Origin of the sequence: Lentzea xinjiangensis (genome assembly GCF_900110955.1) — a bacterium.
In the GTDB taxonomy this organism is placed as follows: Bacteria; Actinomycetota; Actinomycetes; order Mycobacteriales; family Pseudonocardiaceae; genus Lentzea; species Lentzea xinjiangensis.
In genome coordinates, this window is record NZ_FOFR01000010.1 from 251,456 (window position 1) to 277,351 (window position 25,896).

The following is a 25,896-nucleotide window of genomic DNA, read 5'->3' on the forward strand; positions in this document are numbered from 1 at the left end:
CGCCTCAGGCGCGCCCACCGGTCAGGTCGGCGCAGAGCTGGTCGACGAGGTCGGTGGTGACGTGCGGCATGACGGACAGGTGTGCCCGCCCGTCCACGTCGAGCAGGTGCCAGGCGCTCATGACCTCCTCGTCGGGGCGGTCGAACAGCACGACGTTGCCACCGGGGAAGCGGGTCGGGTTGAGCCCCGCTTCCGCCAGGCGCCGGACCGCGTGCTCGGTGACCTCCAGGCAGTGCCGGACCCGTCCGGCGAGCCCGTCGCGCCCCAGCTCACGCAGCGCGTACCACAGCAACAGCGGGGACAGCGCGTCCCGGGAGCCTCCGATCGTGTCGTCGTCGCTGCCCACCGCCACCCCCGGCCTGCGGATCGCGTCCGCGTCCACCTCCCGCACGAGGATCGCGCTGCTGGGCAGGGGCGAGCCGATGATCTTGTGGCCGCTGATCGACACGCTGTCCGCGCCGTCGGGGAACGACCAGGGGCGGCGCGGCTGCCCGTACTCGGCGAGCGGCCCGCCGAACGCCGCGTCGGAGTGGACGAACACGTCGTCCACCCCCGCGGCGGAGGCGGCACGCCGGATCCCCGGGATGTCGTCGACAGCGCTGCGACTGGTGGTGCCGATGGTGGCGACCACGATCGCCGGCACGCCCCTGCTGCCGATCTCGTGCCCGAGCGCGGTGAGGTCCATCGCGCCGCGTTCGTCGACGTCCACAGCCACATGAGGCACGCGCAGGAGCCTCGCGATCTTCGGTATGGAGTAGTGCGCCTCCTGCGAGGCGAACAGCACGCCGTCCGGGTACCGCTCACGTGCCACGAAGGCCGCGAAGAGGTTCGCCTCCGTGCCGCCGTGCGCCAAGTGGCCGAACACCTCGCCCGGCAGTCCGCCGGCGAGTTCGATGAAGAACGCCGTGACCGCCTGTTCGAACGGTTTGGTGTCGAGCCCGTACTCGCTCGCCTGTCCCGGACTGCCCGCGTTGTTCAGGTGCATCGACAGGAACGGGGCCAACGGGCCGTAGTCGAATTCCAGGTTGACCGGAAAACCGGCCATGCGCCGCGAACGCTCTTGGACCGAAGTCGCGAAGCGGTGCAACAGATCGATGTCCGCGCGTCGGCGGGCGGCGCCGCGCACCGGGATCCGGAGTTCTTCCGGTGTGAACACGAAGACCACCTGTCGGATAGGGCATGCGGACCGTGTTCCATCATGCCGGGGAGACGGTGGTCGCCGTCAGTGCGAATTCGATGAAAGTCCGCTCGCACAGGCAGTTCACCGGTGCGCCGTCGAGAACTCCACCCGACCGGCCGAACGTCGGGCGGGTTGGAGTTGTGCCGTCGGCGTCGAGGACGAGGGGGCTGACCTCGGATGGGGATCAGGTCGCACGCGTTCGTGAGGCGCAGGCGACTCCGAGTGGATGGCCGCGCGCGTCACCTCTGCCCACCGATCACTCGGCAGGCGGGGAGATGGCATGACAAGGCGCAGGGGCTGGGGCCACGCCTGGTCCGCCGGATGGAGTGATCGGCGGTGGCGGGAGGTGACATGAAGTCGCGGGACGGCGAAGGGGGCGCTGTGCCGAAGGTTCGGCAGCATGCTCGGTCAGGGGGCGGGGTGCCTGAAGGCGGACATGCCGCTTGAGTTGTCCGTCAGACGGCCGATTCGCACTCGTTGGTCAATCCACTGAGGACTGCTCGGTGAGGTGTCGACGCGCGCCCGGCTTTGCTGCCGGGGGTCTCGTCCGGGTGGAACACGACCTCCGGCCCCTCTTGGCCCGGTGCCAGCGCGTCGAACCCGTGCAGGAACGGGGTGCCGACTCGCACAGCGCGTGGCCCGCCGTAGTCCACGACGACTCGCGCGTACGGGCCGCGCTTGCGAATTTCGGTGAGCAGACCCGTCAGGTCGCTGCTCGCCTGCGGCAGCTCGGCGAGGGTCGGCTCCGTCCTTATAGGACCGGGCTCCGATGTCGGCGTCATCACGCCGCAATGGTGCTCCAAGCATCGAGCCCGGTCTTGCCGAACGAGATGGACGGGTTGCTTCGAACGCGATGACCTGCGCCCTCCTCTCAAGGGCACAAGAATGGGCACTGCCGGGTCGCGATGTCGGTGTCAGTCCGCGATGCCTTGTCACGCACAACCGTCAGTTCGCCGAGGCGGCGGAATGCCAGGGGAAGAACATCGTGCCCGGACAGGCCGATCGGCACCTCCCGGTCTTGTCCCGTGGTGAGATCCAGCCCATGTTCAAGAGTGTTCTGCTCGTTTCCGCATTGCTCACCTCGACCGCGGCACCCGCCGCGGCGGAAGCACCCGTGCGCTTCCTCGGCGAACACGTGCTCCCGATGGGGCTCGAAGTCGATGGCAGTGCCGTCGGTGGCCTGTCCGGTCTCGACTACGACCACCGCACCCGCAAGTGGATCATCATCAGCGACGACCGGGTGGCGCCTCGGTTCTTCGAGGCCGACCTGTCGCGGGAGGGCGTGAGGTTCACCGGGGTTCGCACGCTCAACGCCGCCGACGGCCCCTATGCCCCGAGTGTCGTCGATCCCGAGGACGTGCGTGTCGACCGGTGGACCGGTGATGTCGTCTGGAGTCAGGAGGGCAACCGGACAGCGGACGTCCTGTCGGACCCGTTCGTCCAGTTCAACAAGCGTGACGGCGCTTTCCGCCGGACGTTGCCGTTGCCGGAGGACCTGAAGATGCGGCCCGAGTCCGGCCCGCGTGGCAACGCATCGCTCGAAGGGCTGACGTTCGCCGCGGGCGGCACTCGTGTGGTGTCCGCGGTCGAAGGTCCTCTGCTCCAGGACGGGCCGCCGGCGGACCAGCAGCGCGGTGCCGTCTCCAGGGTGGTCGTCCAGTCGCGGCAGGGCCGTGTCCTCGAGCAGTACCGCTACCAGCAGGAGCCTCTCTTCGCGCCGGGCGCGGACACCGGCGTCGTCGCGATCCTCGAGAAGAGCAACGGCGTCTACCTGGTGCTCGAACGGTCGTTCGCCCAGGGCGTGGGGAACAAGGTGCGGTTGTTCGAGGCCCGGCCGGACGGCTCGTCCCTGCGCAAGCGCCTGCTCGCCGACCTCGCCGACCTCCCGCTGTCCAAGGTGGACAACGTCGAGGGAATGGCATGGGGACCTGACGGCACGCTGTGGCTGGTCTCCGACAACAACTTCTCCTCGACGCAGATCACGCAGTTCATCGCGCTCGACGTCCGCTGAGTCCGGGCCGATCCGGCGAGCTGGACGAGTAGAGCGCGGTGGTGGGGCGGCAGGACGACGCTGCCGCCCTCCACGCGAACCTCCTCGAACGACTTCTGCCCGGCATCGGAGCACATGATCTCCAAGTCGCGCGGGTCACCCGCGACCGCCGGATGCGATGCCTGGGGCGCTGCCGCCGACTCAGCCGCGGTGGTGGCGGCCAGGTCACCGACAGCGCCCGCGTCTCGTCAACGACGTCCGGTGACGACCTGGTCGTAGGTCTCGACGCCGCGGAAACCGGCTTGTTCCAGCAACTTCACGGCTTCGTCGGTCGAGAGCGTGCCGCCGCCGGCGACGAGGTTGGACAGGTCGCTCTCGGACGCCAGTGCCATGACCAGGGCGCCGTCCGGTCGCAGCGAGCGGAAGACGCGGGGAAGCGCCTCCAGCAGCTCGCTTCGCGGGATGAACTGCTGCGGAAGCCAGGCGAGATCGTAGGCCTCGACGTCGGTGAGGGCCGAGACGGACTGGTCACGGATCTCGATGCGGTCGTCCAGGCCCGCTGCCGCGACGTCGATGCGGGCGACGTCGAGGGCAGCCGGGCTGATCTCCAGGCCGACGACGCGGAGCTCGGGCATCGTCCGGCAGAGCCGCATGGCGATCCCGCCGGAGCCCGTGCCGACGTCGAGGAAGTCGGTGGCCCGCTGGAGGACGTCGGGGCAGCAGCGTTCGATGATGCCGTGGGCGATCACACCGCTGGCCCGTCCCCGCCACCGGATGCGGTCGCGGTCGAGCTCGTTCCAGCCCGCGGGGGCACCTTCGGCGAAGCGGCTGATCCTGGCGAGCTGTTCGCGGACGTAGCCGCTCAGAGCGCTGACCGGGACGCCGGGTGGTGGGGCGGCGAGCAGGCGGGCGCTGGGGCGGAGGGGATCGGTCAGCAGCCAGCCGGTGTCGACCAGCAGTTGCTGGCTCAGGGCGGACAGCTCGTCGTCCGGGTCGGCCGCCCGGTGGAGGAGTCCTTGGTCGGCGAGCCGGCCGATCGCTCCGAGCGTCCAGAGCTGTGCGTTGAGGTCGTCGAATTCGCTCACGACCGGAAGGCGTAAACAGCGGCGGAACGATTCGTTCACAACCGCCAGCGCGGCGGGCCGCCAGGAGCGGGGTCGTAGCGGCACGCCAGGCCGGTGCGGATCGACGCACGCAGGTGTGCGGCGGCCAGCGGCGCCTGAACCGCCATCCGGTCCAGCGCGGAGAGCAGGGTGCGGGTGACGTTGACCCTGGCCCGCTCGGCTTCGGAGGACGCGGCTCTGGACCTGCCGCCGAGACCCGTGGCGCGACGCAGTTCGCCGACGATGAAGGCGTGCTCCGGGTCGTCGTCGGACAGCTGCGCGAGCCGCGTCCGGTAGGCGCGGAGTGCGGTCTCGTCCAGGAGCGGGGTGGTGGTGGCAGAGGTGAGCCCCGAGCCACCCGCGGCGAGGTCGAGGGCCTGGATCTCCCTTCCCGGTGCGGAAAGCAGCGCACGGAGGTAGTGCAGGCCACGACGGTCGCGCAGACGGGCGTGCTCGGCGTGGGTGGTCAGCAGCCAGTCCTCACCATCCCGCACCAGGCGCCAGTTGCCGGGCGACGGGTCATCCGGGGGAGGGGACAGTTCGGCGAGGGCCGCTTCGACGCGCTCCAGCACCGGCAACGCGCCTGCCTCGCTCGCCTGGACCGCCGCTGACCGCAGGTGGGCGACGGCGTCTTCGGTGCGGCCGAGCACGACCGCGAGCCGCCCCAGCCAGTAGGACACGGGCTCGCGCACGCTGGCGGCCCCCGCCCAGACGACGAGCCGGCCGGAGAAGGGCAGCAGACGCCGGTAGAGCACCTCCGCGACGTTCTCCTGACCAGTGGCCACGGCGACCGAGGCGAGGTCTGCCATCGCGGAGAGCCAGCGGGGACCGGTACCCGACAACACGGCGGGAAGAACGCGGCGGAGCTCCGCCGCGGCTTCGTCCACCCTGTCGAGCAGCACCAGCAGGCCGGCGGTGCTCGCTTCGTAGTAGTGGCCGGGAAACCTCCTGGCGAGGGTGGCGAAGTCGGTGACGCCTTCGGCGAGACGAGTCCGGTCGTCGGCCGCGACACCGATCATGCCCCCGAGCACGGAGCCGGCGAGCCGGTGGGTGTCGGGGACGCCCGTGCGGACGCCGACGGCGACGAACTCGTCCACCAGGTCGGCGGCCGTGTCGAAACGGCCGCGCAGCGCGGCGAGCACGGCCTGGCGGCTCAGCGCCATCACGACGTCCGGGCCGTCGGCCGCCGCCGACGCGGCGGCGTGGAACCGGCTGAGCACGGACTCGGCGGCGGTGACGCGGCCGAGCTCCATGAGACCGATGAACTGCCAGAACAAACCCTTGCGAGCCACCGCGCCGGAGGTCGCCAGTTCGGCGATCCGCTGGCCGGTGTCGATGCGGTCCTGCGCTCCGGCCGGGTCCCAGAGCGCGTGCAGCCGGGCATCGAGGACGTCCGGGCTCCGCGGATCCAGCCGCACCGCCTCCGCGACGAGCTCCCTTCTGCGGTCGTGGGAGGACGCGTCGTTCGCCAGCAGGCGGGCGAGCCTGGCGAGCAGGCGGCCGCGCACCGGCCCCGCCGTCCGGGAGACCGCCTGTTCCAGCAACCGGACGAGATCACCGTCGACCTCGAGGAACTCGTTCGCCGACGGGGCGCGCAACGCCATGTCCACAAGGGACCCGCCGAGTGCCGACAGCTCCATCGCCACTCCGGGAAGACCACGCGAGGCGGTCCACAACGCGAGCGAGGACGGCAGGACCTGATCGAGCTCCTCCGGGGTCAGACCGCGAAGGGCGACCTCCCTGCCGATGCCCAGTGACGTGCGAGCGGTGGCGACCACCACCGTCCTGGCCGCGCCGACCCGACCGGCCACGACCGACAGGAGCTCGACGCCACCCGCCCTGTCGACGTCGTCGACGACGATCAGCAGAGGATCCCTGCACACCAGCCGCCGAGCCACGTCGTCGAGCTCCAACGGTGTCGGCGAGGTGAACAGCGGGACCACGACGTCGTCCGGTACTCCTCGATCCCTCGCCAGCTGCGCCCACATGAGCGGTCCGCTCGCGCGCAGCACGGGAAAGCCGCGTGCGAGAGCGAGGTCGACCGCCGCATCGGCCAGGGACGTCGTCCCCGCGCCGTGCGGACCGGTGAGCACGATGACGTCTCCGTGCCCCGCTGATGCCCGGTCCAGCGCATGCGTCACCACGCGCAGTTCACACTCCCGGCCGATCAGCACGCTTCGACGCTACCTCGCCGCCGAGGACTCATGTGCCCGAAGGTCGGAGCGGTGCTGCCGTCAGCGTCCCAGCTCCGCGGCTCGCTTTTCTGTTGCCTCTCAGCACTTCTGACGACTTGTCCGCGGTGGAGCGGCGTTCTGATGCGTGCACCGCGGTGCACGAATACGGGCACCAAGGGGCATTCGGTTCACCGCCCGGCGGTGGGAAGCCGACCTGTGCGGGACGCTTGCGGTGGGAGTGGAGATCATTGGTTTCCGGCGCTGCGCATTGCTGGACGACCGAAGTCCGGTGACCGGATGTGGTCGCCGGCGCGACGAGGCCCGTTCAGTCCGAACTGGACTGAACGGGCCTTCGGCGTCGTGGCTGCCGGAAGGCGGCGTTGATCTTGCCGGAGAGTGCGCTCGGTCTCGCGTCCTGCTCGATCTGGGAGTTCAACCGGATCCACGACACGCTGCCCGGCCCCTCGTGGACGTGTGGCGGCTCGGTCGTACGACGTCTTGGCGCCGAGGTGGAAGCTGCGGTGTGCACGGATTCGTTGGCCGGGCGCTCTCTGTTCACGTTCACACAGACGCTTATCTGGCCGATATCTCACCGTCGATAGCTTCGCCTCGTTCGTACAAGATCAACCACGACGGAGAGGCGCAGCTGTGCGGAAGCGACATCGATCCATCAGGGTGCTGAGCACGGTGATGGCCACAGGGGCACTGCTCGGCCTCATCACGCCTGTGGCGGGGGCCGAGGAGGCGGGCGCCGGCCTGGACCGGTTCTACGACCAGCGGATCGCGTGGGCCCCGTGCGACCCACCGGTGCCACCCGGCGTCCCCGCCGACTTCTGGAAGGAGCAGTGGTCCGGAATGGACTGCGGCACGGTCCTCGTGCCCATGGACTACCGCGATCCAGGCGGTCGCATGCTCGAGATCACCGCGACCAGGATCAAGGCCAGGAACCCCGCGAAACGACAGGGTGCCCTGCTGACGAATCCCGGGGGACCCGGTGTCTCCGGCGCGTTCTTCCCCAAGGGGTTCGCCAAGCTCTCCGCCGTGGTGGAGAGCTTCGACATCATCGGGTTCAACCCCAGGGGCACGCGGTTCAGCAAGGACGAGCTGCGGTGCGAGGTTCCCGACCAGGCTCCTGAGCGGCCGACCCGGCCGACCGACGCGCAGCTGGCGGTGATCGCCGAACAGGCGCGTCAGCGGGAGCAGATGTGCCAGCGCGCGGGTGGTGAGCTGCGCAAGCACGTCAGCACCGCCAACACCGCACGGGACATGGACGTCATCCGTGCCGCGATGGGCGAGCGGAAGATCAACTACTTCGGCATGTCGTACGGCACCTACCTCGGCGCCGTCTACGGGAGTCTGTTCCCCGGCAAGCTCAACCGCAGCGTGCTCGACTCCTCCATGCACCCCGACTGGTCCTACTACGAAGCCAGCAAGACCCAGGCGATGTCCATCACCGCCAGCGTGCACGAGTGGATGGCCTGGGCCGCGCAACGCCATGGCACCTACGGGCTCGGCAGGACGGCGGACGAAGTCCGGGCAACGGTGGAGGAGCTGCGCGACCAGCTCGAGCGCACGCCGGTTCCCTGGGACGGCGGCCCACCGGAGGTCACCTCGGTCGACGGTGACGTGCTGGACCAGTGGATCCTCGGCATGCACGGCTCGAGCAGGCCAAGCTGGGACGTCCTCGGCAAACTGCTCATCCAGTTCCAGGAAGCGCTGAAGAACGGCGAGCTCTCACCGGACGCCGCCGCTGCGCTCAAGATCATGACGCAGGCCGCGGAGCCGGCGACCGCCATCGGCGTGTACGAAGCGGTGACCTGCGAACGGGACTGGCCCACGGATCTCAACCACTACTACCGGCAGATGAAGATCTTCCGCGAGAAGTACCCCTACGGCGAAGGAGCGATGTCCGCCGCGCCCACCCCGTGCACGTTCCGCAGCTTCACCCCGCCGGAGCGACCCGTGGACATCCAGCGCCGGGGCAACCCGCCCGGCCTGGTGCTGCAGGCCGAGTTCGACCCCGCGACGAAGTACGAGGGCGGCCCGGCGATGGCGAAGAAGCTCCGCAACCACTTGATCACCGTGGTGGACGATGGCAGCCACGGCGTCTACATCTCCAACGCCTGCGTGACTGCACGGGTTGACGAGTACCTCATCCACGGCACCCTCCCGCCCAAGGAATCCACCTGTGCGGGCGCACCACGACCGGACGTGCCGGCCGACGGACAACCGGCACGTTCCGGCAAGTCCGCCGGCTCGCCAGCCGGACAACTGGAAGCACTCGCCACCCGTCCGAAGCTGCCGCGCGGCTGACCGCGCAACCGGCTGTCCGCGCTGCCCCGCGGAGGAAGCCTCCGCGGGGCAGCGCGATGTCACTCGGTCGCCAGAGCGGCCACCGGGCTCACCCGTGCCGCCCGCCACGCCGGCAGCAACCCCGCCGCAGCCGCGATCACCACCAGCGCGGCCACGACGACCAGCAACTGTCCGAGCGGTAACGTCAGCGGCACCCCGAGGTCGAGCGCCGACACCGCGAGCCACGCGAACGGCACGCCCAGCACCAGCCCGAGGGCCGCTCCGATCGCTCCGTAGAGCCCGGCTTCGCTCGCGATCATCGTCCGCACGCCACCCCTGCTCAGGCCGAGCGCGCGGAGCAGACCGATCTCGCCGGTGCGTTCGTGCACGGAGAGCGCGGTCGTCGTCCCCACACCCACCACCGCGATCAGCACCGTCAGCCCGAGCAGTCCGAGCGCCACGGCCAGAAGGCCGGCGACCTGACCCGTCGCCTGGGTGCGGGCGTCGGCCAGCAGACTCACGTCGGTGCCGGGAACGAGCCGTCGCACGGCGTCGCGCGCCGTGATGAGGCCGGTTTCGCCGGAACCACGGGCGTTGGCGAGCACCACCGGAGCGGACGCGCCGAGGCGGTCCAGGTCGGTGGGGGAGAGCAGGGCCGCGCTGGCGAACGGGCCGTCCGCGGTCAGCACCGCCCGCACGGTCAACGACAGCGGGCCCAGCGACGCCCGCGAGCCGACACCGACGCCGAGCGAGTCCGCCGCCCACTGCGCCAGCACCACCTCGCCCGGCCGCGGTGCCTCGAGCAGCGACCGCAACACCGGCAGCGCGGCCGGGTCGAGGTCCACCGCGAGGCCGCTCATCGAGCCGATCGGCACCTCGGCGGTGCGGAACGCCGTCACGTCCACCAGCGCCGGATCACCCCGCAGCGCCGCGACCTGAGCTGCGTCCACTCCGGCGTCCGAACCGGACGCGATCAGGTCCGCGGGTGCCCGCATCGCGAGCTTGGCGTCGAGGTAGGCGGTCATGCCGCTGGTCCCGACGATCGTCGCCACGATCAACGCCACGCCCAGGGCGACCACGACCGACACACCTGCCGCCCGGCGCGGCGCGGCGCCCACGCCTCCGGTCGCGAGCGAACCGACCGTGCTGAACCGGCGCAGCGGCCAGCTCACCGCGGCCAGCACCGGCCGCACCACGACCGGACCGAGCGCGATCAACGCACCGAACGTCGCCATCGCCGCGAGCGCCAGCAGTGCCAGCCCGCTGTCCCCGTCCGGTTCGGTGGACGGCCACGAACCCACGAGAACCGCCACCGACCCGACCGCGGCAACGCCCAGCACCAGGCCGAGCACCAGCCGGTAGGCGCCGATCCGGCTCTCCGCCGACAACGTGCTGGACGTCCGGAACGCCTGCAAGGGCGCTGCCTTCGCGGCACCGAACGCAGGCGCTGTCACCGCCGCCACCGTCAACAGGACCGCACCGATCACCACGCCGATGCCCGCACCCACCGGAACGTCCGGCATCGGCAACGCCGTCCCCGCGGAGCGCGCGACCACCACGGCGAGGTAGCCGGCTCCCTGAGCTGCCACCACCCCGGCGACCCCCGCGACCAGCCCGACAACCGCGCCCTCGACGAGCAACGCCCGCACCAGCTGACCTGGTTGCGCCCCAACCGCGCGCAGCAACGCGAGTTGCCGCATCCGTTGCGCGAACACGATCCGGAACGTCGCCGTCGCCACCAGTGCCGCCGCCCCCACCGACACCACGACGAACATCGCGATCAGCTCGAAGACCCGGTCCATCTGCCGTGCCGCGTCCTTCACCTCGGCCGCCCGCGCCGCCGCACCGGACCGGATGCTCATCGGCACCGTCTGGCCAGGATCGACGACCTGCGACAGCCCGGACGTCAGTTGCCGGGCCGCCACGGGGGAGGCGGCCCGGATGTCGATGCGCGGGTACTCCGTGCCGCCCAGCGCCGCCGCCACGAAGTCCGGCGTGTACGCCCGCTCACCCGGATCGGCGGGTGCGTCGACCACCCCGGTCACCCGCACCTCGCCGGACTCCAGCGCGATCCGCGAGCCCGCGCTCACCGACAACCGGCCCGCGGTCCTGCTGTCGACCGCCACCTCGCCGTGCCCGGCCGGATACGCTCCGCTGACCAGCCGGATCCGCGACAACGGCCCGGATCCGGGATCGGACACCACGGTCAGGTGGCTGCGCTGCACCCCGCGCAACCGCACGGTCGACTCCACACGGCCGACTGCCTCCGCCACTCCTGGCGTCGCCCGCACCCGCGCCAACTGCTCGGCGCTGAACAGCGTGCCACCGCGAACCGACAGCACGACGTCGGTCGCCATCGGGGTCGTGCTCAACGCGTCCGCCGTCGCCCGCACCGCGATGTCACGTGCCAAGAACGCACCGAACACCAGGAAGCACGCCACCAGCACCGACAACCCGGTCAGCACCAACCGTCCCGGCCGCCGCCCGATGCCGCTGAGCTGCGTCCGGATCACCGCCGCGCTCATCGCGCGCCCGCCGGAGGCCGCAACGAACGAAGCTGGTCCGCCGACGGGTTCGGCAGGTCCGCGACGATCCGCCCGTCCGCCACCAGCACCGCCCGGTCCGCGCACGCGGCGGCCTCCGGGTCGTGGGTGACCATGACGACGGTCTGCCCGAAGGAGCGCACGGAGGTGCGCAGGAACCGCAGCACCTCCAGGCCGGAGCGGGAGTCGAGGTTGCCGGTCGGTTCGTCGGCGAACACCACCTCCGGCCGTGCGACCAGCGCCCGCGCCAGCGCGACCCGTTGCTGCTGACCGCCCGACAGCTCGGCCGGCCGGTGGTCCAGGCGGTCGGCGAGCCCCAGCACCTCGACCACGCCCGCCATCAGCTCCCGGTCGGCCCGGCGACCGGCCAGGTCGAGCGGCAGGGTGATGTTGCGGGCGGCGGTGAGCTGGGGGAGCAGGTTGAACGCCTGGAACACGAACCCGATCCGATCACGCCGAACCCCGGTCAGCTCGCGGTCGGACAACGCCGTGATGTCCACGCCCCCCACCAGCACTTGCCCTGACGTGACCGCGTCGAGACCGGCCAGGCAGTGCAGCAGCGACGACTTGCCGGAGCCGGACGGGCCCATGATCGCGGTGAAACCACCGCGTTCGAACCCCACGCTCACCCCGTCCAGCGCCCGCACGCCCGCGTCACCCTTGCCGTAGACCTTCACGAGGGCGCGCGCTTCTACCGCGAAAACCATGTCGCTTCCCGGTTTCAGTAGTCGTAGCGGGGGATGTTCAGCACGAGTTCGCCGCGGCAATGGCCTTGGGCGTTCGAGACCATGTCGTCGTAGTCCGCGCGGCTGGGGTTCGGCGCGCCGCCGGTGACCTCGTTGACCTGCCACATGATGAACCGGCCGACCTCGGTGCTGATGCCGTCGTTCTCGAACTGCTCGTACCGGATCTTGCGCAGCTCGACCTCCAGGGCCTGGGCCTGCGCGGGGTCGGACGGTACCTGCTTGGCGCGGTCGTAGAGCTGCTGGGCCAGCTCGCAGTCCTCTTTGGACGCCTGGGTCGGCCCGCGGGAGACCTGCCAGGCGTAGTGCACGCCGAACCCCACGCCGGCCACGATCACGATCGCGACGACGGCGAAAGCGGCGATCCGCAGTGTCTTCTTCCGGGTGTCCGAGCTCATCGAATTTCCTCCGTGCAGTGTGTTCAACGAGGACAATTCTTCTGCCGCGGACCCCGCGCCACATCGGCTCCAGGTCCAAGATCCAGACCACACCCGTCTAGTACCGTGGTACTGGTCCAGGGCGTTCCGGTTCGTCAGTTCGGCGGACGCACCAGCCCGGTCTCGTAGGCGAACACCACGGCGTGCACGCGGTCACGCAGTCCCAGCTTCATCAGCACCCGCCCGAAGTGGCTCTTCACCGTCGACTCCGACACGAACAGCCGTTCGGCGATCTCCTTGTTGGACAACCCCTCCGCGACCAGCCGCAACACCTCGAGCTCCCGCTCGGTGAGCACCTCGTAGCGCTTCTCGCCGCGGTTGTCCGGCGCGAGGTTGCCCGCGAACCGGTCCAGCAGCCGGCGCGTGACGCGCGGCGCCACCACGGACTCCCCGGCCGCGACGATCCGGATCGCGGACAACAGCTCGCCGGGCGGTGAGTTCTTCAGCAGGAAGGCGCTCGCCCCGGCCTGCAAAGCCGCGAACGCGTCCTCGTCGGTGTCGAACGTGGTCAGCGCCAGCACCTTCGGCGGCTGGTCGCGCTCCTGCAGGGCCCTGGTGGCCTCCACCCCGTCCATGACCGGCATCCGCAGGTCCATGACCACGACGTCGGCTTCGACCGACGCCAGCACCTCCAGCGCCCGCCGCCCGTCCCCGGCCTGCCCGACCACCTCCATGTCCGGCTGCGCGGACACCATCATGGCGAACCCGGCGCGGACCAGCTCCTGATCGTCCACCAGCACGATTCGGATCGTCATACCTGCTTGGCCCTCCTCGGCACCACCGCGTGCACCCGCCAGCCGGAACCGGCCACCGGACCCGCGGAGAACTGTCCGCTGTGCAACAGCACGCGCTCCCGCATGCCCACCAACCCGTTGCCGCCACTGGTCGAGCCGACGGCGGTACCGGCGCCGTCATCGGTGATCGACAACTCGACCCCGGTCTCGTCCGCCCGCACGTCGATCTCCGCCGACGCGCCCGGCCCGGCATGCCGCAGCACGTTCGTGAGGCCTTCCTGCACCAACCGGACGACCGTCAGCTCCTCGGCCGCACCGATCCCGTCCACGGCGACCCGCAGCCGCACGCCGACACCGGCCGACCGCGCCCGTTCGGCGAGCACCTCGAGCTGGTCCAGCCCGGTCCGCCGGGTGGGGTCCTCGTCGCCGGTCCGCAGCACGGCGACGATCCGGTGCATGTCCTCCAGCGCGTCCCGCCCGATGTCCCCGATCGTCCGCAGCGCCTCCTTGGCCTTGGCGGAGTCGCTGTCCACCACGAATGTCGCACCATCGGCCTGGACGATCATCACCGCCAGGCTGTGCGCCACGACGTCGTGCAACTCCCGCGCGATCGCGGCCCGCTCCGTCGCCGCGGCGAGCCGCACCAGGTGATCACGCTCGCGCTCGGCCGTGGCCGCCCGGTCCGCGTAGGCCGAGGCCGTGTCCTTCCGCTGCCGCAGCACCAGGCTGACCAGCCACACCACCGCGCACAACGCCACCACCAGACCGAGCACCACCGGGTCGTCCACCTTGGTCTCGACGGTGAACCACGCCAGCACCAGACCCGCCGCCATCACCGCGCCGGCGACATAGGCGTCGCGCAACGAGCTGTGGGTGATCACCGCGGCCATCGCGACGAGCACGGCGATGTCGTAAGGAGTGAGGTCTCGCACCACCAATAGCTGGACCACGGCCAGGGCCGACACCACCGCCATCGTGAGGACGGGGCGTCGGCGGCGCAGCAGCACCACCGCGGCCATGACCAGACCGATCAGCGCCGTGACCGGGTCGCTCAGGTACTGCAGCGCGAACGCGCCGATGAAGGCGGCGATCGCGAGGTCGAGCAGCAACCACCACCAGTGAGCGGGGAAGAGCGCTTCCATGCTGGTCCACAGTAGAGCGTTCGGGGCCGGGCGGTGCGCGCGGCGTGGTCCACCGCCGCTCACATCAACCGATCCGGGAATTCCCGATGGCCGTGATCCGCGATCGTGTCCGCCTCCCGCACGCCACGTCAGCCCGAGTCGCGCGGCGCCTCGGTCCGCCAGCCGAGCAGAATCGCGCGGAGTGCCTCTTCCGCGAGGTGGCAGGCGCGGTCGGTGCCGGTGTGGCCGAGCGAGGCGATGCCGTACAGCGTGCCCCAGATGATCTCGCACGCCTGGTCCGGATCGGCCAGGTCCACGCCGTGCGCGGCCGACCAGGCGGTCAGCAGGTCGCGGAGAGCGGCGATGGCCGGTTCGACGGCGCGCCGGCGTTCGTCCTCGTCGGCCACGGGGGCGTTCATGACCTGGTGGAGGTGCGGGTGTTCGCCGGCGAACCGGACGTACTCCGCCGCGACGCGCTTCATGCGCCGGTCCACGTCGCGTTCCTGCGCGGCGTGGCGCAACTCGGCCAGCAGCAGGCGGTGGCCGTGCGCGACCAGCTCCAGCAGCAGCGCGTCCTTGTTGGCGAAGTGCCGGTAGACGATGGGAGCGGAGTACTCGACGTCGGTGGCGATGCGCCGGATGGTGAGGGCCGCGACGCCTTCGTCCTCCAGGACGTGCAGCGCGGCCTCGATGATCCGCTGGTGGGTGTTCGCGCGTTCGCGGGCTCGTCTCGTGCTGGCCGGCATGCTCCGCCATTCCGCTTCCGGTGGTGTCCTCGAACACTGGTCGTCGCCCTTGACCGATCCGTCCGCGTGCAGCAGAGTTAACGACGTTAGAAAGTCTAACAGTGTTAGGTCCGGCTCGGCCGGATCGAGGAAGAGGGGTCTGTCGTGGCCAAGCACGTCGTTCTCGGCGCGGGTTCCATCGGGACCAACGTCGCCCGCCTGCTCGCCGGGCGTGGCGAGAGCGTCCGGATCGTCACCCGCAGCGGCTCCGGTCCCGAACACCCGCTGGTCGACCGGGTCGCCGCGGACGCGTCCGACCCGTCCCGCCTGACCGAGCTGGCCCGCGGCGCGGAGGTGATCTACCACTGCGTCAACCCGCCGTCGTACACGACGTGGGAACGACTGCTGCCGCCTCTGCAGACGGCGGCCATCGCCGCCGCGCGCGCCAACGACGCCATCCTGGCGTTGACCGGCGGCCTCTACGCCTACGGCCCGCAGCCCGGTGGCCGGATGGACGAGCACACCCCCATGACCGCTGCCGGGCGCAAAGGCCGGCTGCGCAGGCGCATGTGGGAACAGGCGCTCGCCGCCGGCATCCGCACGGTCGAGGTCCGCGGCTCCGACTTCATCGGCAAGGGCGCCAACGGCATCTACCCGTTGTTCATCAAGCCGGCCCTGGAGAAGGGAAGGCCGGCGTGGATCGCCGGCCACCTCGACGTGCCGCACTCCTTCACCGTCAACGGCGACATGGCTCGAGCCCTTGTCGCGCTGGCCGCAGACGATCGTGCGTGGGGCCGGGCCTGGCACGTGCCGTCACCGCCGGCCGTCACCATCCGCGACCTCGCGCGGCGTTATGCCGTCGCCGCGGGCAAATCGCCGCTCAAGCTGGTGCAGATGCCCCGCTTCGTGATGCGCGCGGCGGGGCTGGTCGTGCCGGCGGCCCGGGAGGTGGCCGAGATGGACTACCAGTGGTACGCGCCCTTCCACCTGGACGCGACGAAGACGGCCGAGACGTTCGGCCTGAGCGCCACCGACCTCGACACCGCCGTCCGCGACGAGGTCGGCTGAGCCGGTTCGCACTGTCTGGGAAGAGCCACCGTCGATGCGGAAGTCCCCGGTCGATCGGAACGCCATGCGGCGCGGACCCCTTGCGGGGGCCGATAACCTGCGTCCGGCGGAGGGACATCGGATTCCCTCGTTCCCCACGGGAGGATCTCCGATGGCACGACTCGGTCGCTCCGGCATCGAAGTGTTCCCGCTGGTGCTCGGCGGGAACACGTTCGGCTGGACCAGTGACGAGAAGGCTTCGCACCGGGTGCTGGACGCGTTCGTCGCGGGCGGGGGGGACTTCATCGACACCGCGGACAGCTACACCGCGGACGTGCCGGGCAATTCCGGTGGTGAGTCGGAGACGATCATCGGTTCCTGGCTGGCCGCCCGCGGGAACCGCGACAGCCTGGTCATCGGTACCAAGGTGAGCCGGCACCCCGCGTTCAAGGGTCTGGCCGCCGGCAACGTCACGGCGGCCCTGGAGGCCTCGCTGGTCCGGTTGGGAACCGATCACGTCGACGTCTACTACGCCCACTTCGACGACCCCAAGACCCCGCTCGCCGAAACCGCCGGAGCGTTCGACGCGCTGCACAAGGCGGGCAAGATCCGTGTGGTGGCCTTGTCGAACTACACCGCTCCGAGGATCAGGGAGTGGGTCGGCATCGCCCGCCGTGAGGGGTATGAGCCGCCGACGGTCGTGCAGCCGGACTACAACCTCGTGACGCGTCACCGCTACGAGCGTGAGATCGCTCCCGTGCTGGCCGAGGAGGGGATCGTGGCAGTGCCGTACTTCGCCCTGGCGAGCGGTTTCCTCACCGGCAAGTACCGCCGGATCGGCCCGTATCGCAAGGCGGTGCCGTACTTCGAGCTGATCGGCGCGTTCCTCACCGGCAAGAACCGCAGGAACAGGCAGGAGTTCGGGCAGATCGTCCGTCGTGTTCTCGCCGGCCGGTACTTCACCGAGGCGGGACTCGCTGTGGTCAAGGCGGTCGAGGACATCGCGTCCGCAAGGGGAGTCGAGATGTCGACGGTCGCGATCGCCTGGCTGCGCGGGCGTCCTGGTGTCGTCGCTCCGATCGCGAGCGCACGGACCGCCGACCAGCTCCCTGCCCTGCTGGCTTCGGCGGAGTTCGAGCTCACCGCGGACGAGACGGCCGTGCTGGACGAAGTTTCCGCACGGGTCAGGTAGACCCGGACGCGACCACTGCCGGGGTCGGAGATCCGGCCACCCCGCTGCTTGATTTTATCAAGGGTATGCTCAAGTATGTCGGGTGTCGGATCGATGACCGGACCGTGGTGAGGTGGCCGTGTTCGTTGCCGTGCTGGTACTCGGCTGTCTGCTGGCGGCGGTGTTGTTGTTCAGCGGAGCGCGCAAGGTCGCGGGCGGGCAGGCGGTCGCCGGCGAAGCCGCGCACCTCGGTGTCCCGCTGCGGGGGTACCGCCTGATCGGTGTCGTCGAAGCCGCTGCTGCCGCGGGGCTGCTGATCGGGCTGGCCTGGGCCGCGCTGGGGGTCGTTGCCGCCGCCGGAGTCGTCCTGCTGATGTGCGGTGCCGTGGTCTTCCACCTCCGGGCGGGCGACGCCGCCGGCCGGTGGGCACCTGCCGCTGTCCTGGCCGTGCTCGCGGTCGTCACGCTGCTGTTGCGCGTCGCGTCCGCTTAGCACCGGGGGAACGGCATGTCTGGCAAGAACGTCATTTCCGGCGGTCGGCGTGCGGCCCTGGCCGTCGTCGTGGTCATCGCCACGCTGGCTACCACCGCGCTCGGCCTCTACGGCTATCTGGTGTGGACACCCGCGCCCGCGGTTCCGGTCCTGTCCGGGCAGGTGTTCTCGACGAGCCTGGCCGTGGGCGACCGGGAGCGGTCCTACACCGCGTACGTTCCGGCGCGGCTCGCTCCGGGAGCGCCGCTGCTGGTCGTCCTGCACGGGTCCTTCGAGGACGGTGCGGCCATCCGCCGCAACACCGGGTACGGCTTCGACGTCCTCGCCGATCGCCACGGGTTCGCCGTCGCCTATCCCGACGGGTACGAGCAGGGCTGGAACGACTGCCGCCGGGTGGCTGCGACCCCCGCGCGGCGCGAGAACGTGGACGACGCCGGATTCGTCCGCGCACTGGTGGCGGATCTGCACGGACGCCACGGCGTCGACGACACGAGATTCTTCGCGGCCGGGTATTCCAACGGCGGCCAGATGGTGTTCCGGCTGGCGTCCGAGATGCCGGACCGCCTCGCGGGCATCGCCGCGGTCTCGGCCAACCTCCCCGTCGCCGAGGACAGCTCGTGCGCGCCGATGACCACCTCGGTGCCGGTGCTCACGATGGCGGGTACCGCCGATCCGATCTCACCGTTCCGGGGCGGTGAGGTCACCATCTTCGGCTTCTCGCCGCGCGGCCGCGTGATGTCCGCCGACGACACCGCGCGGACCTTCGTGCGAGTCAACGGGATGACCGGCGCACCCGTCGCCCGCGCGCTCGCCCACCGTGACGGGGCGACTGGCACCGTCGTGCGGGAGGCCGTCTACCGCGAGCCCGGCAAGGCCCCTGTCGTCCAGTACACGATCGAGGGCGGTGGTCATGTCATCCCGACTGAGCATCACCGCTACGCCAGGATCATGGGGCCGACCAGCCACGACCTCGACGCACCGACGGCGATCTGGGACTTCTTCGCGTCCGCCACGGGTATAGGCTGAGTTTCTCCTGGAGAAAGTCAAGGCAAGGCGGTCGGATGTCGCAGGAACTGGCAGCGTCGCTGCTCAACCAGACCATGTGGCTGGCAGGGCAGATCTCGGGCCGGATGCAGGAGGCGCTGGACCGGCTCGACCTGACCGGTCCGCTCGCCAACGTCCTCTGGCTCCTGCAACCGGACGCCGATCCGCTGTCGCTGCGCGCCATCGCGGGCCTGCTGCACTGCGACCCGTCGAACGTCACGCTGCTGAGCGCCAAGCTCGAGCAGCGGGGTCTGGCGGAGCGGCGTCCGCATCCTCGCGACGGACGCACTCGGACGTTGGTCCTGACCGAGGCGGGTGAAGAAGTTCGCGAACGGCTGCTCACCACCGTGATGAGGCATTCGCCTCTCGCCGGTCTGACGCTCGAGGAACAGGAGCAGCTGCACGCGTTGCTCGCCAAGGCGATCGACAACGCGTAGCGCCATCGGCCCGGACGCGTGCTCGAACGCTACCCGGAATCGCACGGCCCGTGAGGCTGTTGCTCGCCAGATAGGGTGGCGGCAGGCGTTCGGGACGCCTCCGGGGCCGCGGAAAGGGCTGAGCCCACCGATTTCAGGAGCGTGTACTCCGGCGAGTGCTCATCACCTCCTCGCGCGGCCTGCATTGCGGACCACAGGCCCGAACCAGGAGGTTGTGGTGCCCGTCATCCCTCTGCCGAACCGGCCCGGTGTCGAACAGCTGCGCGAGCGCGCCCGTGAACTGCACCGGGCGGTGCGCTCCGGACTTCCCCCGGCACTCGAGCTGGTCGCCGAACACGGCGGGCCGAGTGCGGCTGGAACGCCCGACCGATCGGGCGGCGCGGGAGAGCGCCGTGGTGGCGGACCTGACCTTCATCGTTCCCAACGCTTTCACGATCGACGAGACCGGCCTGCTGATGCGGCTCGACGACGCCAGCAAGGGCGTGTTGCTGCATCGGGACACCCTGCCCGGACGAGCGGAGGGCGTGGTCGACCGACCGGCTGCGATCGCCGGCGGGCACGCGCTGCAACGCCGGCGGCTGGCCGAGGTCCTCGCGGCGGCGGACACGCCGCCGGTCGTCGACGCGGACCAGTGGCTGCCCGGTGTTCAGGCAGAACTGCCGGACGGTCGGAACGGGTCAGCTCTCCTGCTGGTACGGCGGGTCTTCCACGACGGAGCCGGTCGCGTCGCGAACCACGACGCGATCCGTGACGCGGCCTCGTTCCCGCGGGGCGGGCGAGGTCAACCCGAGTGCCCCTGTTTGAGCGAGTGCTCAAAACTGCGTATTCTCCTGTTTGAGCACTCGCTCAAACAGGGGGAGAGGCATGACCAGACGTGTCGTCACCGCCGGTGCAGTGGTCACACTTCATCGAGGCCTGACGAGATCGGCGCCGGATGCCTGACTGGACGTACCACCCGTTGCGCGGTTTCGCCGCCACCCTGCTCGGCACCCGCCGATCCCAGCGCACCGCCCTCCGCTTCATCGGTGCGGTCGGTTCGCTTCCCGGTGGCGGCCGCTTGATCGCGCGGATGCTCGGCCACCGGCATCCACCTGCCCACCTGGCCGGTGATGTCCGCGGCATCCCGGTGCGCAGCCGGCTTGGCGCGGTCGTGCCGCCGTCCGTGGCACGGGACGCGATGCGCGCGTTGCCGCTCGTGGGCGCGGGATCGATCTGGGTGACACCGGTCAGCCTCGCCGACGTCCCCGCGATCCGCGAAGCTGCCGTGGGCAGGCGGGTTCCGCTGGTCGTGGGGTCCGACGCCCCGGAGGTGGCTGCCGCACTGGCCGCGGACGTCGACGCTATCGGCACGGTCGGCTCACCCGACGTCGTCTGCGTGACATCGTCATCGGTCAGTGCGGCCGTTGAAGCGCTGACCGACCCGTCCGCCGTGGTGCTGGCCACCCCCTCGGTGCTGGTCGAAGCGGGACCAGGCTGGTTCACGAGGGTGTTCGAGGCCGCCACCCCCACTTCATCGCCACCCCGTCACGTGGGCCTGGACCCCCGCAGGTGGCCCGCGTGGTGGTGGGGGCTGCTGGTCAGCCTCGGCATGATCGTCGCCGGGCTGGGGGCCGCCGCGATCACGCTCGGACCGGTGTTGCTGTGGTACGACCGCGACTTCCTCGGCATGGGGCTTGACGAGCTGCACGCCCTCAACCACCACTTGGTGCCCTTCCTGCGGCACGACCGGATCGCCATGGCCGGCACGATGATCGCCATCGGCGTGCTCTACGCGGGCCTCGCGGTGGGCGGCATCCGCCGAGGATGGGGGTGGGCACGGGAGGCATACCTCGCGTCGGGCTGGATCGGGTTTCCGTCGCTGCTCTACTTCCTCGGCTTCGGATTCCTCGAGCCACTCCACACCGCCGTGACGGTCATGCTGTTCCCGATGTTCCTGCTCGCCACCTGGCGCGCCCCGAATCGACCACAGTGGACGGTCATGCCGGACGGGCCGGAAGGCGAGCGGCGCAAGGCCCTGGTCGGTCAGCTGATGATGCTGTGCACCGGAGCCAGCCTGTTCATCGGCGGCGCGGTGGTGTCGGTCGTCGGCCTGACCGACGTGTTCGTACCCAGTGACCTGGTCTTCTTGAACGTCGAAGCGGACGCGCTGAGCCCTCGCCTGGTCTCGTTCATCGCACACGACCGCGCGGGTTTCGGTGGTGCGCTGATGGCAGCAGCGGTCGCGATCGTCCTGCTGAGCGCCTGGGGGTGGCGTCGCGGCGAGTCGTGGGTGTGGTGGTCACTCGCGGCGGCCGCGGTGTTCGGCTTCCTGCCCGCCGTTCTCGTGCACGGCGTCATCCACTACACCGACTTCCTCCACCTGGCACCGGTGTTCGCGGGCGTCGTGCTCACCGCGACCGCGTTGACCCTCGCGCGCCCGCACCTGTGCGCGCGCCTACGGTGACGACCATGGCTGACACCCGGCAACGGCTGATAGACGGCGCTATCGAGACGATCCGGCAGCACGGCATCGCCGGCACCTCGGCGCGGACGATCGCGGCCACCGCGGGCGTCAACCAGGCTCTCGTCTTCTACCACTTCGGCAGCGTGCACGAGCTGCTCGAAGCGGCGTGCCTGGCCGCCACCGAGGCGAGGGTGGCGCCGTTCCTCGAGCAGCTGAGCGAGATCACCACTCTGCGCCAGCTGCTGGAGGCGGGCAGGAACGTGCACACCGAGGAACGCTCGGCGGGCAACGTCAAGGTGCTCGCCCAGATGCTGGCGGGCGCCCAGGCCGATCCCCGCCTCGCCCGGACGACCGCGGCAGCGCTGAGCCTGTGGATCACACCGGTCGAGCAGGCACTGGACCGGCTGCTCGCCGGCTCTCCACTGGCCGAGCTCGTGGACACCGCCGGACTCGCACGCGCCGTGTGCGCGGGATTCGTCGGCCTCGAACTGTTCGACGGCATCGACCCCGCCGGCGCGAACCTGGCCCTTGACACCCTGGACAGCCTGGCGGTGCTGCTCGAGGTGGTCGAGGACCTCGGACCGGTGGCGCGTCGGGCGTTGCTCGGCAAGGTTCGCAGGGCGAGGAAGTAGTGCTGCACGGACGGAAAGCGGCCGGGAACTTCGGCCACGGTGGCATCGCTCCGGAGGCGACCGACCGCGTCCGTGAGCTGCCGGACGGGACCGGTACCGCCTGGCCTCGGCCTGATTTCGCTACCGGTCGTCCAGCTTCTTCTCTTCGCCGGTGTTCGACCTCGAGGAGCTGACCCCGCCGAGCATGTCGTCGAACCCGCGGGCTGCTTCGCGTTCTGCGGCCAGGTCCTCAGGGGAGGGCCGGTACCACTCGAGCCCGGTGCGGATCGTGAGCAGATCGACCACGTAGGCACTGATGTCCACCCGGTCGTACTCGACGTCGTCGCTGCCGTCCGGTGCGTAGAGGAAGCCCTCCTCGGCGACTCCACCGACGATTTTGGCCACCTTCTTGCCTCCGATTCCGACAACGCCGGAGATCGAGATCTTGAGGCCGAAGACGTGTGCGACCTCCGCGTACCACCGTTGGAATTCTCCTTCGGCGAACGTGCAGTTCAACGCCTGTCCGACGCGGGTGGCGACCTGGTCCAAGGCCTCGTCGGTGTCCACTCGGGCGTTGAAGGATATCTTCTGTCGCTTCATCGAACTCTTCCCGTGATGGTCGTCAAAGAGTGAAGTGCCTTGGTCGCACGGAAATCAGGGCGATGTTACCAGGGCTCCTCGGCGCGGAGGGCGATCGTGGAGTCCTCGATCCCGCGGACGTGCGGGAACTTCTCCTTGAGTGCCCTGCCTATCTGCTTGCCGAGGCGGACGAGGTCTTCCGGTTCCGTGTCGTCGGGCATGATCTTGCTGTCGTCGCTGTCCAGGTGCGGGTGCTCGGCGCGGACTTTCTCGAAGGTTTTCTTGTCGACCACGACGTAGAGGTCGACGTCGAAGTCGTACGGGTCGAAGCGGGTCTTTCCCTTGTGGGGACCGCGCAATCCGGTCCGCATGCTGCCGATGTACCCGATCTCCCGGCCGTGGTAGGTGAACCCGGAGAGGACTTCGTCGATCTTGGCCTGGGTCTCCCGGAACGACTTCTCCCAGGCCGCTGCGCCTTCCCGATCGAGGGTGCGCGCCAGGTTGCCGTCGGCCAGCGCCGGACGGCCGGTTCTGGCCGCGAAGTCCGAGAGGTCGTTCATGAGCTCGTCGGCGTCCGCTGTGAACCCCCGGATCACCTCCTCGGCCCGGTTTCCGGCCTGCGGGGGTGTGCGCTCGTCCGCCTTGTGCGGGAAGAGTTCCTTCCACAGCTTCTTGTACTTCTCGGCCTGGCCGGACTGGAGCTCGCGGATGCGGTCGGCGAACTCCGACTCGAAGCGCGCCCGGACTTCGGGATCGGCCACGTTGAGCATGTAGCTGCGGAAGTTGTCGATCGACGTCCAGGCGCGGCGGTACTCGGGGGCGCCGGGCAGGTCGACGCGCTGCCTGTCAGGTGCCGCCTCGGTCTCACCGTCGCGTTCGGACGCGCGGTCGTCGGCGCGGCCGGTCTGCATCTCCGGGCTTTGGCGCTCTGGTGCGCGGCCGGATTCGTCGGACTGCTTGGGCGTGGCCTCCTGCCGTGCCGGTTTCTCCGGGGTGATCGGGTTGTCGCCGCCGGGCGCCTTGCGCGGGAGGTCCGGTGCTTCGGGGTCGGGCAGGCTGTCCGGGTTGGCCGGGTCCTCGAACCGCGGCTCGCCTTCCTGGGTGCTGGGTGCTTCGCGGTCGGGCGGTCCGCCCGGTCGTCGTGGGGCTTCCGGCTTGCCCGGCGCCTTCGTTCCGGTGGTGTCCGGTTCGCGCGGGGTGGTGTCGGGGGCGTCCGGCTTGTCCCGGTCCGGCGACGTCCGCGGTGTTTCGGGCCTTTCGCGGTCGGGGGACCTGCGCTCCGGTTCGGGAGCCCGGCGGTCTGGTTCGGGAGCCCGGCGCTCCGGCTTGGGAGTCCGGCTGTCTGGTTCGGGAGCCCGGCGCTCCGGCTTGGGAGTCCGGCGGTCTGGTTCGGAAGCTCGCCGGTCCGGTTGCGTAGTACGTCGTTCCGGTTCTGTAGTACGTCGTTCCGGTTGTGTCCGGGGTTTCGCGGGGTCGCCGACCGCGCCGGGCCGGGACCTGGGTGCGGTGACGTCGTCGTCCGCATCTCGCGACGGCCGGTCGGTGGGACGGGAGGCAGGGGGAGCGTTGCGGTCGGCGGCGCGTGGGGTGGTGGGTGGAGCGGTGTTGTTGCCACTGCCTCGTGGTCGTGCCGCGTCCTCGCGCGGCCGGCCGGTGTTCGGTGTGCCGCCACCAGGTGTGCCGCCGGCTTGGCCGGTGCCGGACCTGGAAGAGTTCCCACCGCTCCGCGAGGGGCTCGGCGCGTCGGCATCGCCGCCGGCCGCGCGGAACGGCTTGGTGACCTTGCCCGGGTTCAGGAGTTCGGCGATGGCGGCGCCCGTGCTGGCTGCCGGAGCCTCCTTGAAGTCCTCCACCGCCTGCTGCACGCCCTCGACGGCTCTGTCCGCCGACCCCTGGGGATCGGTGACGACGTCGTTGACGGTTCCCGCGACGCCGTTGGCCACGTCGGCGGCGCCCTGCTCCAGCTCCCGCTGGGCCTGCAGGTCACCCTCGGCCGACCGGTCGAGCGTGTCCCAGGCGCCGAGGAGGGCCTGCGCCCCGTCGTGCGCCGCCCTGAGGGCGCCGGCCGCACCCCGCCGCGCGAGAGTCGCCGGGTCGGCGGCCTTGTTCGGGTCGTTCTTCTCCCGGTTGACCTCGTCCTCGGCCCACTGCCTGGCGCCGGCCAGGTGTTCTGCCACCCCTGCCTCGATCGCGTCCTCCCACTGGGCCAGGGACGACGGCGGGGGTGGTGGGGGAGGAGGAGCGGGTGCCGGGCGCGGCGCGGTCTTGGCAGCGAGGTCGCGGAGGCGTTCCAAGCGCCTGGCCTCCGTCTCCGCTTCCTGCGCGCGGCGCCGCGTCGTCTCCCACGCCCGCGGCGAACCGGTGGCACCGGCGTCGCGCAGCTTCGCCAGCCGATCGGCCTCGGCCCTGGCCGGGGCCGCCGCCCGCTCGATCTCCTGCCGCACCTCCAAGGCTCGCAGGCCGATGTGCGGGTTCTGCTTGGCCTGCGGCGCGGGGTTCTGCCGTCGCAGCGCCTGCAAGGTGGCGTCGGCCGCCCGCTGGGCGTTGGCCGCGGGCGTGGCCGCGGTTCCTCGTCCCTTCTTCGGGAGGGAGGTCGCCTGTCGCTGCCGCGCCAACTGCTGGGCCTCGGCCGCCCGCTGCTGCCGGGTCTCCCACGCCCGCGGTGAAATCGAGGTCGGCTGGTTCGCCAACGCCCTGGTCTGCCGCGCCCTGGTCTGCCGCGCCTTGTTCCGCACGGCCCCCTTCTGACTCGCCAGCCGTTCGGCGATGGTCGCAGGCGCGGCCGCGGACTGCCGCGGACCCGGACGGGGGGCGGCGTCCGGATTCGCCCGCAGCAACCGCGACCGGGCCTGCTCGCGTTCCTGCGCCGCACGACGCTCGCCGGCCGTCGCGGGCGCGGGCTTGGCGCCGGGCTGTCGAGCGGACCCGGGCAGCCGTTGAGCCAACGGGACACCGGCCGCCGGCTTGCGCGGCGCAGGCTTGTCCGGCCTGACCTCACGCGGCTTCGCAGCCGACGACCTCACACCCTG

Annotated in this window: 21 protein-coding genes; 9 read left to right on the forward strand and 12 right to left on the reverse strand. The window is 70.7% G+C overall.

Going from position 1 to position 25,896, the window contains the following annotated elements; genetic code table 11:
- Positions 1-4 precede the first annotated feature (4 nt).
- Both BMW88_RS22585 and BMW88_RS22590 read right to left on the reverse strand, forming a co-directional pair.
- Complete coding sequence (locus tag BMW88_RS22585) at positions 5-1,156, reverse strand: histidine decarboxylase (RefSeq protein WP_177221240.1); 1,152 nt, start codon at positions 1,154-1,156, stop codon at positions 5-7.
- A gap of 479 nt (positions 1,157-1,635) precedes the next feature.
- The gene (locus tag BMW88_RS22590) at positions 1,636-1,965 is read right to left on the reverse strand and encodes a hypothetical protein (protein WP_089953608.1); all 330 of its coding nucleotides are present in this window, start codon (positions 1,963-1,965) and stop codon (positions 1,636-1,638) included.
- A 257-nt stretch (positions 1,966-2,222) separates the two neighbouring features.
- Between BMW88_RS22590 and BMW88_RS22595 the strand changes: the two genes are divergently transcribed.
- Entirely contained in the window at positions 2,223-3,191 is a 969-nt protein-coding gene (locus BMW88_RS22595) for an esterase-like activity of phytase family protein (protein ID WP_089953610.1), read from the forward strand.
- A 227-nt stretch (positions 3,192-3,418) separates the two neighbouring features.
- Here BMW88_RS22595 and BMW88_RS42015 read toward each other — a convergent pair whose 3' ends face one another.
- Positions 3,419-4,255, reverse strand: a complete 837-nt coding sequence (locus BMW88_RS42015; protein ID WP_177221241.1) for an SAM-dependent methyltransferase — start codon at positions 4,253-4,255, stop codon at positions 3,419-3,421.
- Between the two features lie 35 nt (positions 4,256-4,290).
- Positions 4,291-6,447, reverse strand: a complete 2,157-nt coding sequence (locus tag BMW88_RS42020; RefSeq protein ID WP_177221242.1) for an ATP-binding protein — start codon at positions 6,445-6,447, stop codon at positions 4,291-4,293.
- Positions 6,448-7,137: 690 nt separating this feature from the next.
- Between BMW88_RS42020 and BMW88_RS22605 the strand changes: the two genes are divergently transcribed.
- Positions 7,138-8,760 (forward strand): alpha/beta hydrolase, encoded by a 1,623-nt coding sequence (locus tag BMW88_RS22605; RefSeq protein ID WP_143116194.1) that lies wholly within the window; start codon positions 7,138-7,140, stop codon positions 8,758-8,760.
- A gap of 59 nt (positions 8,761-8,819) precedes the next feature.
- On the opposite strand, the gene BMW88_RS22610 is transcribed toward BMW88_RS22605, so the two are convergent.
- The 6 genes from BMW88_RS22610 to BMW88_RS22635 form a co-directional block, all read right to left on the reverse strand.
- Positions 8,820-11,252 (reverse strand): FtsX-like permease family protein, encoded by a 2,433-nt coding sequence (locus BMW88_RS22610; RefSeq protein WP_177221243.1) that lies wholly within the window; start codon positions 11,250-11,252, stop codon positions 8,820-8,822.
- 8 nt (positions 11,253-11,260) lie between these two features.
- The gene (locus BMW88_RS22615; RefSeq protein ID WP_089953616.1) at positions 11,261-11,989 is read right to left on the reverse strand and encodes an ABC transporter ATP-binding protein; all 729 of its coding nucleotides are present in this window, start codon (positions 11,987-11,989) and stop codon (positions 11,261-11,263) included.
- 14 nt (positions 11,990-12,003) lie between these two features.
- On the reverse strand, positions 12,004-12,423 hold the full coding sequence (locus BMW88_RS22620; RefSeq protein WP_089953617.1) for a hypothetical protein: 420 nt from the start codon (positions 12,421-12,423) through the stop codon (positions 12,004-12,006).
- Between the two features lie 134 nt (positions 12,424-12,557).
- The gene (locus BMW88_RS22625; protein ID WP_089953619.1) at positions 12,558-13,217 is read right to left on the reverse strand and encodes a response regulator; all 660 of its coding nucleotides are present in this window, start codon (positions 13,215-13,217) and stop codon (positions 12,558-12,560) included.
- Positions 13,214-14,338 carry a sensor histidine kinase gene (locus BMW88_RS22630; RefSeq protein ID WP_089953621.1) on the reverse strand — a complete coding sequence of 375 codons (1,125 nt, stop codon included), beginning with the start codon at positions 14,336-14,338 and terminating at the stop codon, positions 13,214-13,216. Before BMW88_RS22630 ends, BMW88_RS22625 begins: the two co-directional genes overlap by 4 nt.
- A 128-nt stretch (positions 14,339-14,466) precedes the next feature.
- Entirely contained in the window at positions 14,467-15,063 is a 597-nt protein-coding gene (locus BMW88_RS22635) for a TetR/AcrR family transcriptional regulator (RefSeq protein ID WP_089953622.1), read from the reverse strand.
- A 144-nt stretch (positions 15,064-15,207) separates the two neighbouring features.
- On the opposite strand from BMW88_RS22635, the gene BMW88_RS22640 reads away from it, so the two are divergent.
- The 7 genes from BMW88_RS22640 to BMW88_RS22675 all read left to right on the forward strand — a co-directional run bounded on the left by BMW88_RS22640 (position 15,208) and on the right by BMW88_RS22675 (position 22,309).
- On the forward strand, positions 15,208-16,110 hold the full coding sequence (locus tag BMW88_RS22640) for an NAD-dependent epimerase/dehydratase family protein (protein ID WP_089953624.1): 903 nt from the start codon (positions 15,208-15,210) through the stop codon (positions 16,108-16,110).
- Between the two features lie 151 nt (positions 16,111-16,261).
- Positions 16,262-17,281, forward strand: coding sequence for an aldo/keto reductase (locus tag BMW88_RS22645; protein WP_089953625.1), 1,020 nt, complete (start codon positions 16,262-16,264; stop codon positions 17,279-17,281).
- Between the two features lie 112 nt (positions 17,282-17,393).
- A complete protein-coding gene (locus BMW88_RS22650; protein ID WP_218148172.1) occupies positions 17,394-17,753 on the forward strand; it encodes a DoxX family protein in 360 nt (119 codons plus the stop codon).
- Positions 17,754-17,768: 15 nt separating this feature from the next.
- Positions 17,769-18,779: a CE1 family esterase gene (locus BMW88_RS22655; RefSeq protein ID WP_089953627.1), complete on the forward strand. Its 1,011-nt coding sequence runs from the start codon at positions 17,769-17,771 to the stop codon at positions 18,777-18,779.
- A 35-nt stretch (positions 18,780-18,814) separates the two neighbouring features.
- Positions 18,815-19,234 carry a MarR family winged helix-turn-helix transcriptional regulator gene (locus BMW88_RS22660; RefSeq protein WP_089953628.1) on the forward strand — a complete coding sequence of 140 codons (420 nt, stop codon included), beginning with the start codon at positions 18,815-18,817 and terminating at the stop codon, positions 19,232-19,234.
- Positions 19,235-20,168: 934 nt separating this feature from the next.
- The gene (locus BMW88_RS22670) at positions 20,169-21,677 is read left to right on the forward strand and encodes a hypothetical protein (RefSeq protein ID WP_089953632.1); all 1,509 of its coding nucleotides are present in this window, start codon (positions 20,169-20,171) and stop codon (positions 21,675-21,677) included.
- Positions 21,678-21,682: 5 nt separating this feature from the next.
- Positions 21,683-22,309, forward strand: a complete 627-nt coding sequence (locus BMW88_RS22675; protein ID WP_089953680.1) for a TetR/AcrR family transcriptional regulator — start codon at positions 21,683-21,685, stop codon at positions 22,307-22,309.
- Between the two features lie 120 nt (positions 22,310-22,429).
- Here BMW88_RS22675 and BMW88_RS22680 read toward each other — a convergent pair whose 3' ends face one another.
- Both BMW88_RS22680 and BMW88_RS22685 read right to left on the reverse strand, forming a co-directional pair.
- Positions 22,430-22,888: a hypothetical protein gene (locus BMW88_RS22680; protein WP_143116195.1), complete on the reverse strand. Its 459-nt coding sequence runs from the start codon at positions 22,886-22,888 to the stop codon at positions 22,430-22,432.
- A gap of 65 nt (positions 22,889-22,953) precedes the next feature.
- Positions 22,954-25,890 (reverse strand): hypothetical protein, encoded by a 2,937-nt coding sequence (locus tag BMW88_RS22685; protein ID WP_143116196.1) that lies wholly within the window; start codon positions 25,888-25,890, stop codon positions 22,954-22,956.
- Positions 25,891-25,896 lie beyond the last annotated feature (6 nt).

What these genes read in the sequence shown, in the direction of transcription:
- BMW88_RS22635 (WP_089953622.1), bottom strand. Translation starts at nt 15,063, where the DNA reads ATGCCGGCCAGCACGAGACGAGCCCGCGAACGCGCGAACACCCACCAG.
- BMW88_RS22660 (WP_089953628.1), top strand. Translation starts at nt 18,815, where the DNA reads ATGTCGCAGGAACTGGCAGCGTCGCTGCTCAACCAGACCATGTGGCTG.
- BMW88_RS22655 (WP_089953627.1), top strand. Translation starts at nt 17,769, where the DNA reads ATGTCTGGCAAGAACGTCATTTCCGGCGGTCGGCGTGCGGCCCTGGCC.
- BMW88_RS22625 (WP_089953619.1), bottom strand. Translation starts at nt 13,217, where the DNA reads ATGACGATCCGAATCGTGCTGGTGGACGATCAGGAGCTGGTCCGCGCC.
- BMW88_RS22620 (WP_089953617.1), bottom strand. Translation starts at nt 12,423, where the DNA reads ATGAGCTCGGACACCCGGAAGAAGACACTGCGGATCGCCGCTTTCGCC.
- BMW88_RS22680 (WP_143116195.1), bottom strand. Translation starts at nt 22,888, where the DNA reads ATGAAGCGACAGAAGATATCCTTCAACGCCCGAGTGGACACCGACGAG.
- BMW88_RS22615 (WP_089953616.1), bottom strand. Translation starts at nt 11,989, where the DNA reads ATGGTTTTCGCGGTAGAAGCGCGCGCCCTCGTGAAGGTCTACGGCAAG.
- BMW88_RS22670 (WP_089953632.1), top strand. Translation starts at nt 20,169, where the DNA reads ATGCCTGACTGGACGTACCACCCGTTGCGCGGTTTCGCCGCCACCCTG.
- BMW88_RS22645 (WP_089953625.1), top strand. Translation starts at nt 16,262, where the DNA reads ATGGCACGACTCGGTCGCTCCGGCATCGAAGTGTTCCCGCTGGTGCTC.
- BMW88_RS22630 (WP_089953621.1), bottom strand. Translation starts at nt 14,338, where the DNA reads ATGGAAGCGCTCTTCCCCGCTCACTGGTGGTGGTTGCTGCTCGACCTC.
- BMW88_RS22595 (WP_089953610.1), top strand. Translation starts at nt 2,223, where the DNA reads ATGTTCAAGAGTGTTCTGCTCGTTTCCGCATTGCTCACCTCGACCGCG.
- BMW88_RS22605 (WP_143116194.1), top strand. Translation starts at nt 7,138, where the DNA reads ATGGCCACAGGGGCACTGCTCGGCCTCATCACGCCTGTGGCGGGGGCC.
- BMW88_RS22675 (WP_089953680.1), top strand. Translation starts at nt 21,683, where the DNA reads ATGGCTGACACCCGGCAACGGCTGATAGACGGCGCTATCGAGACGATC.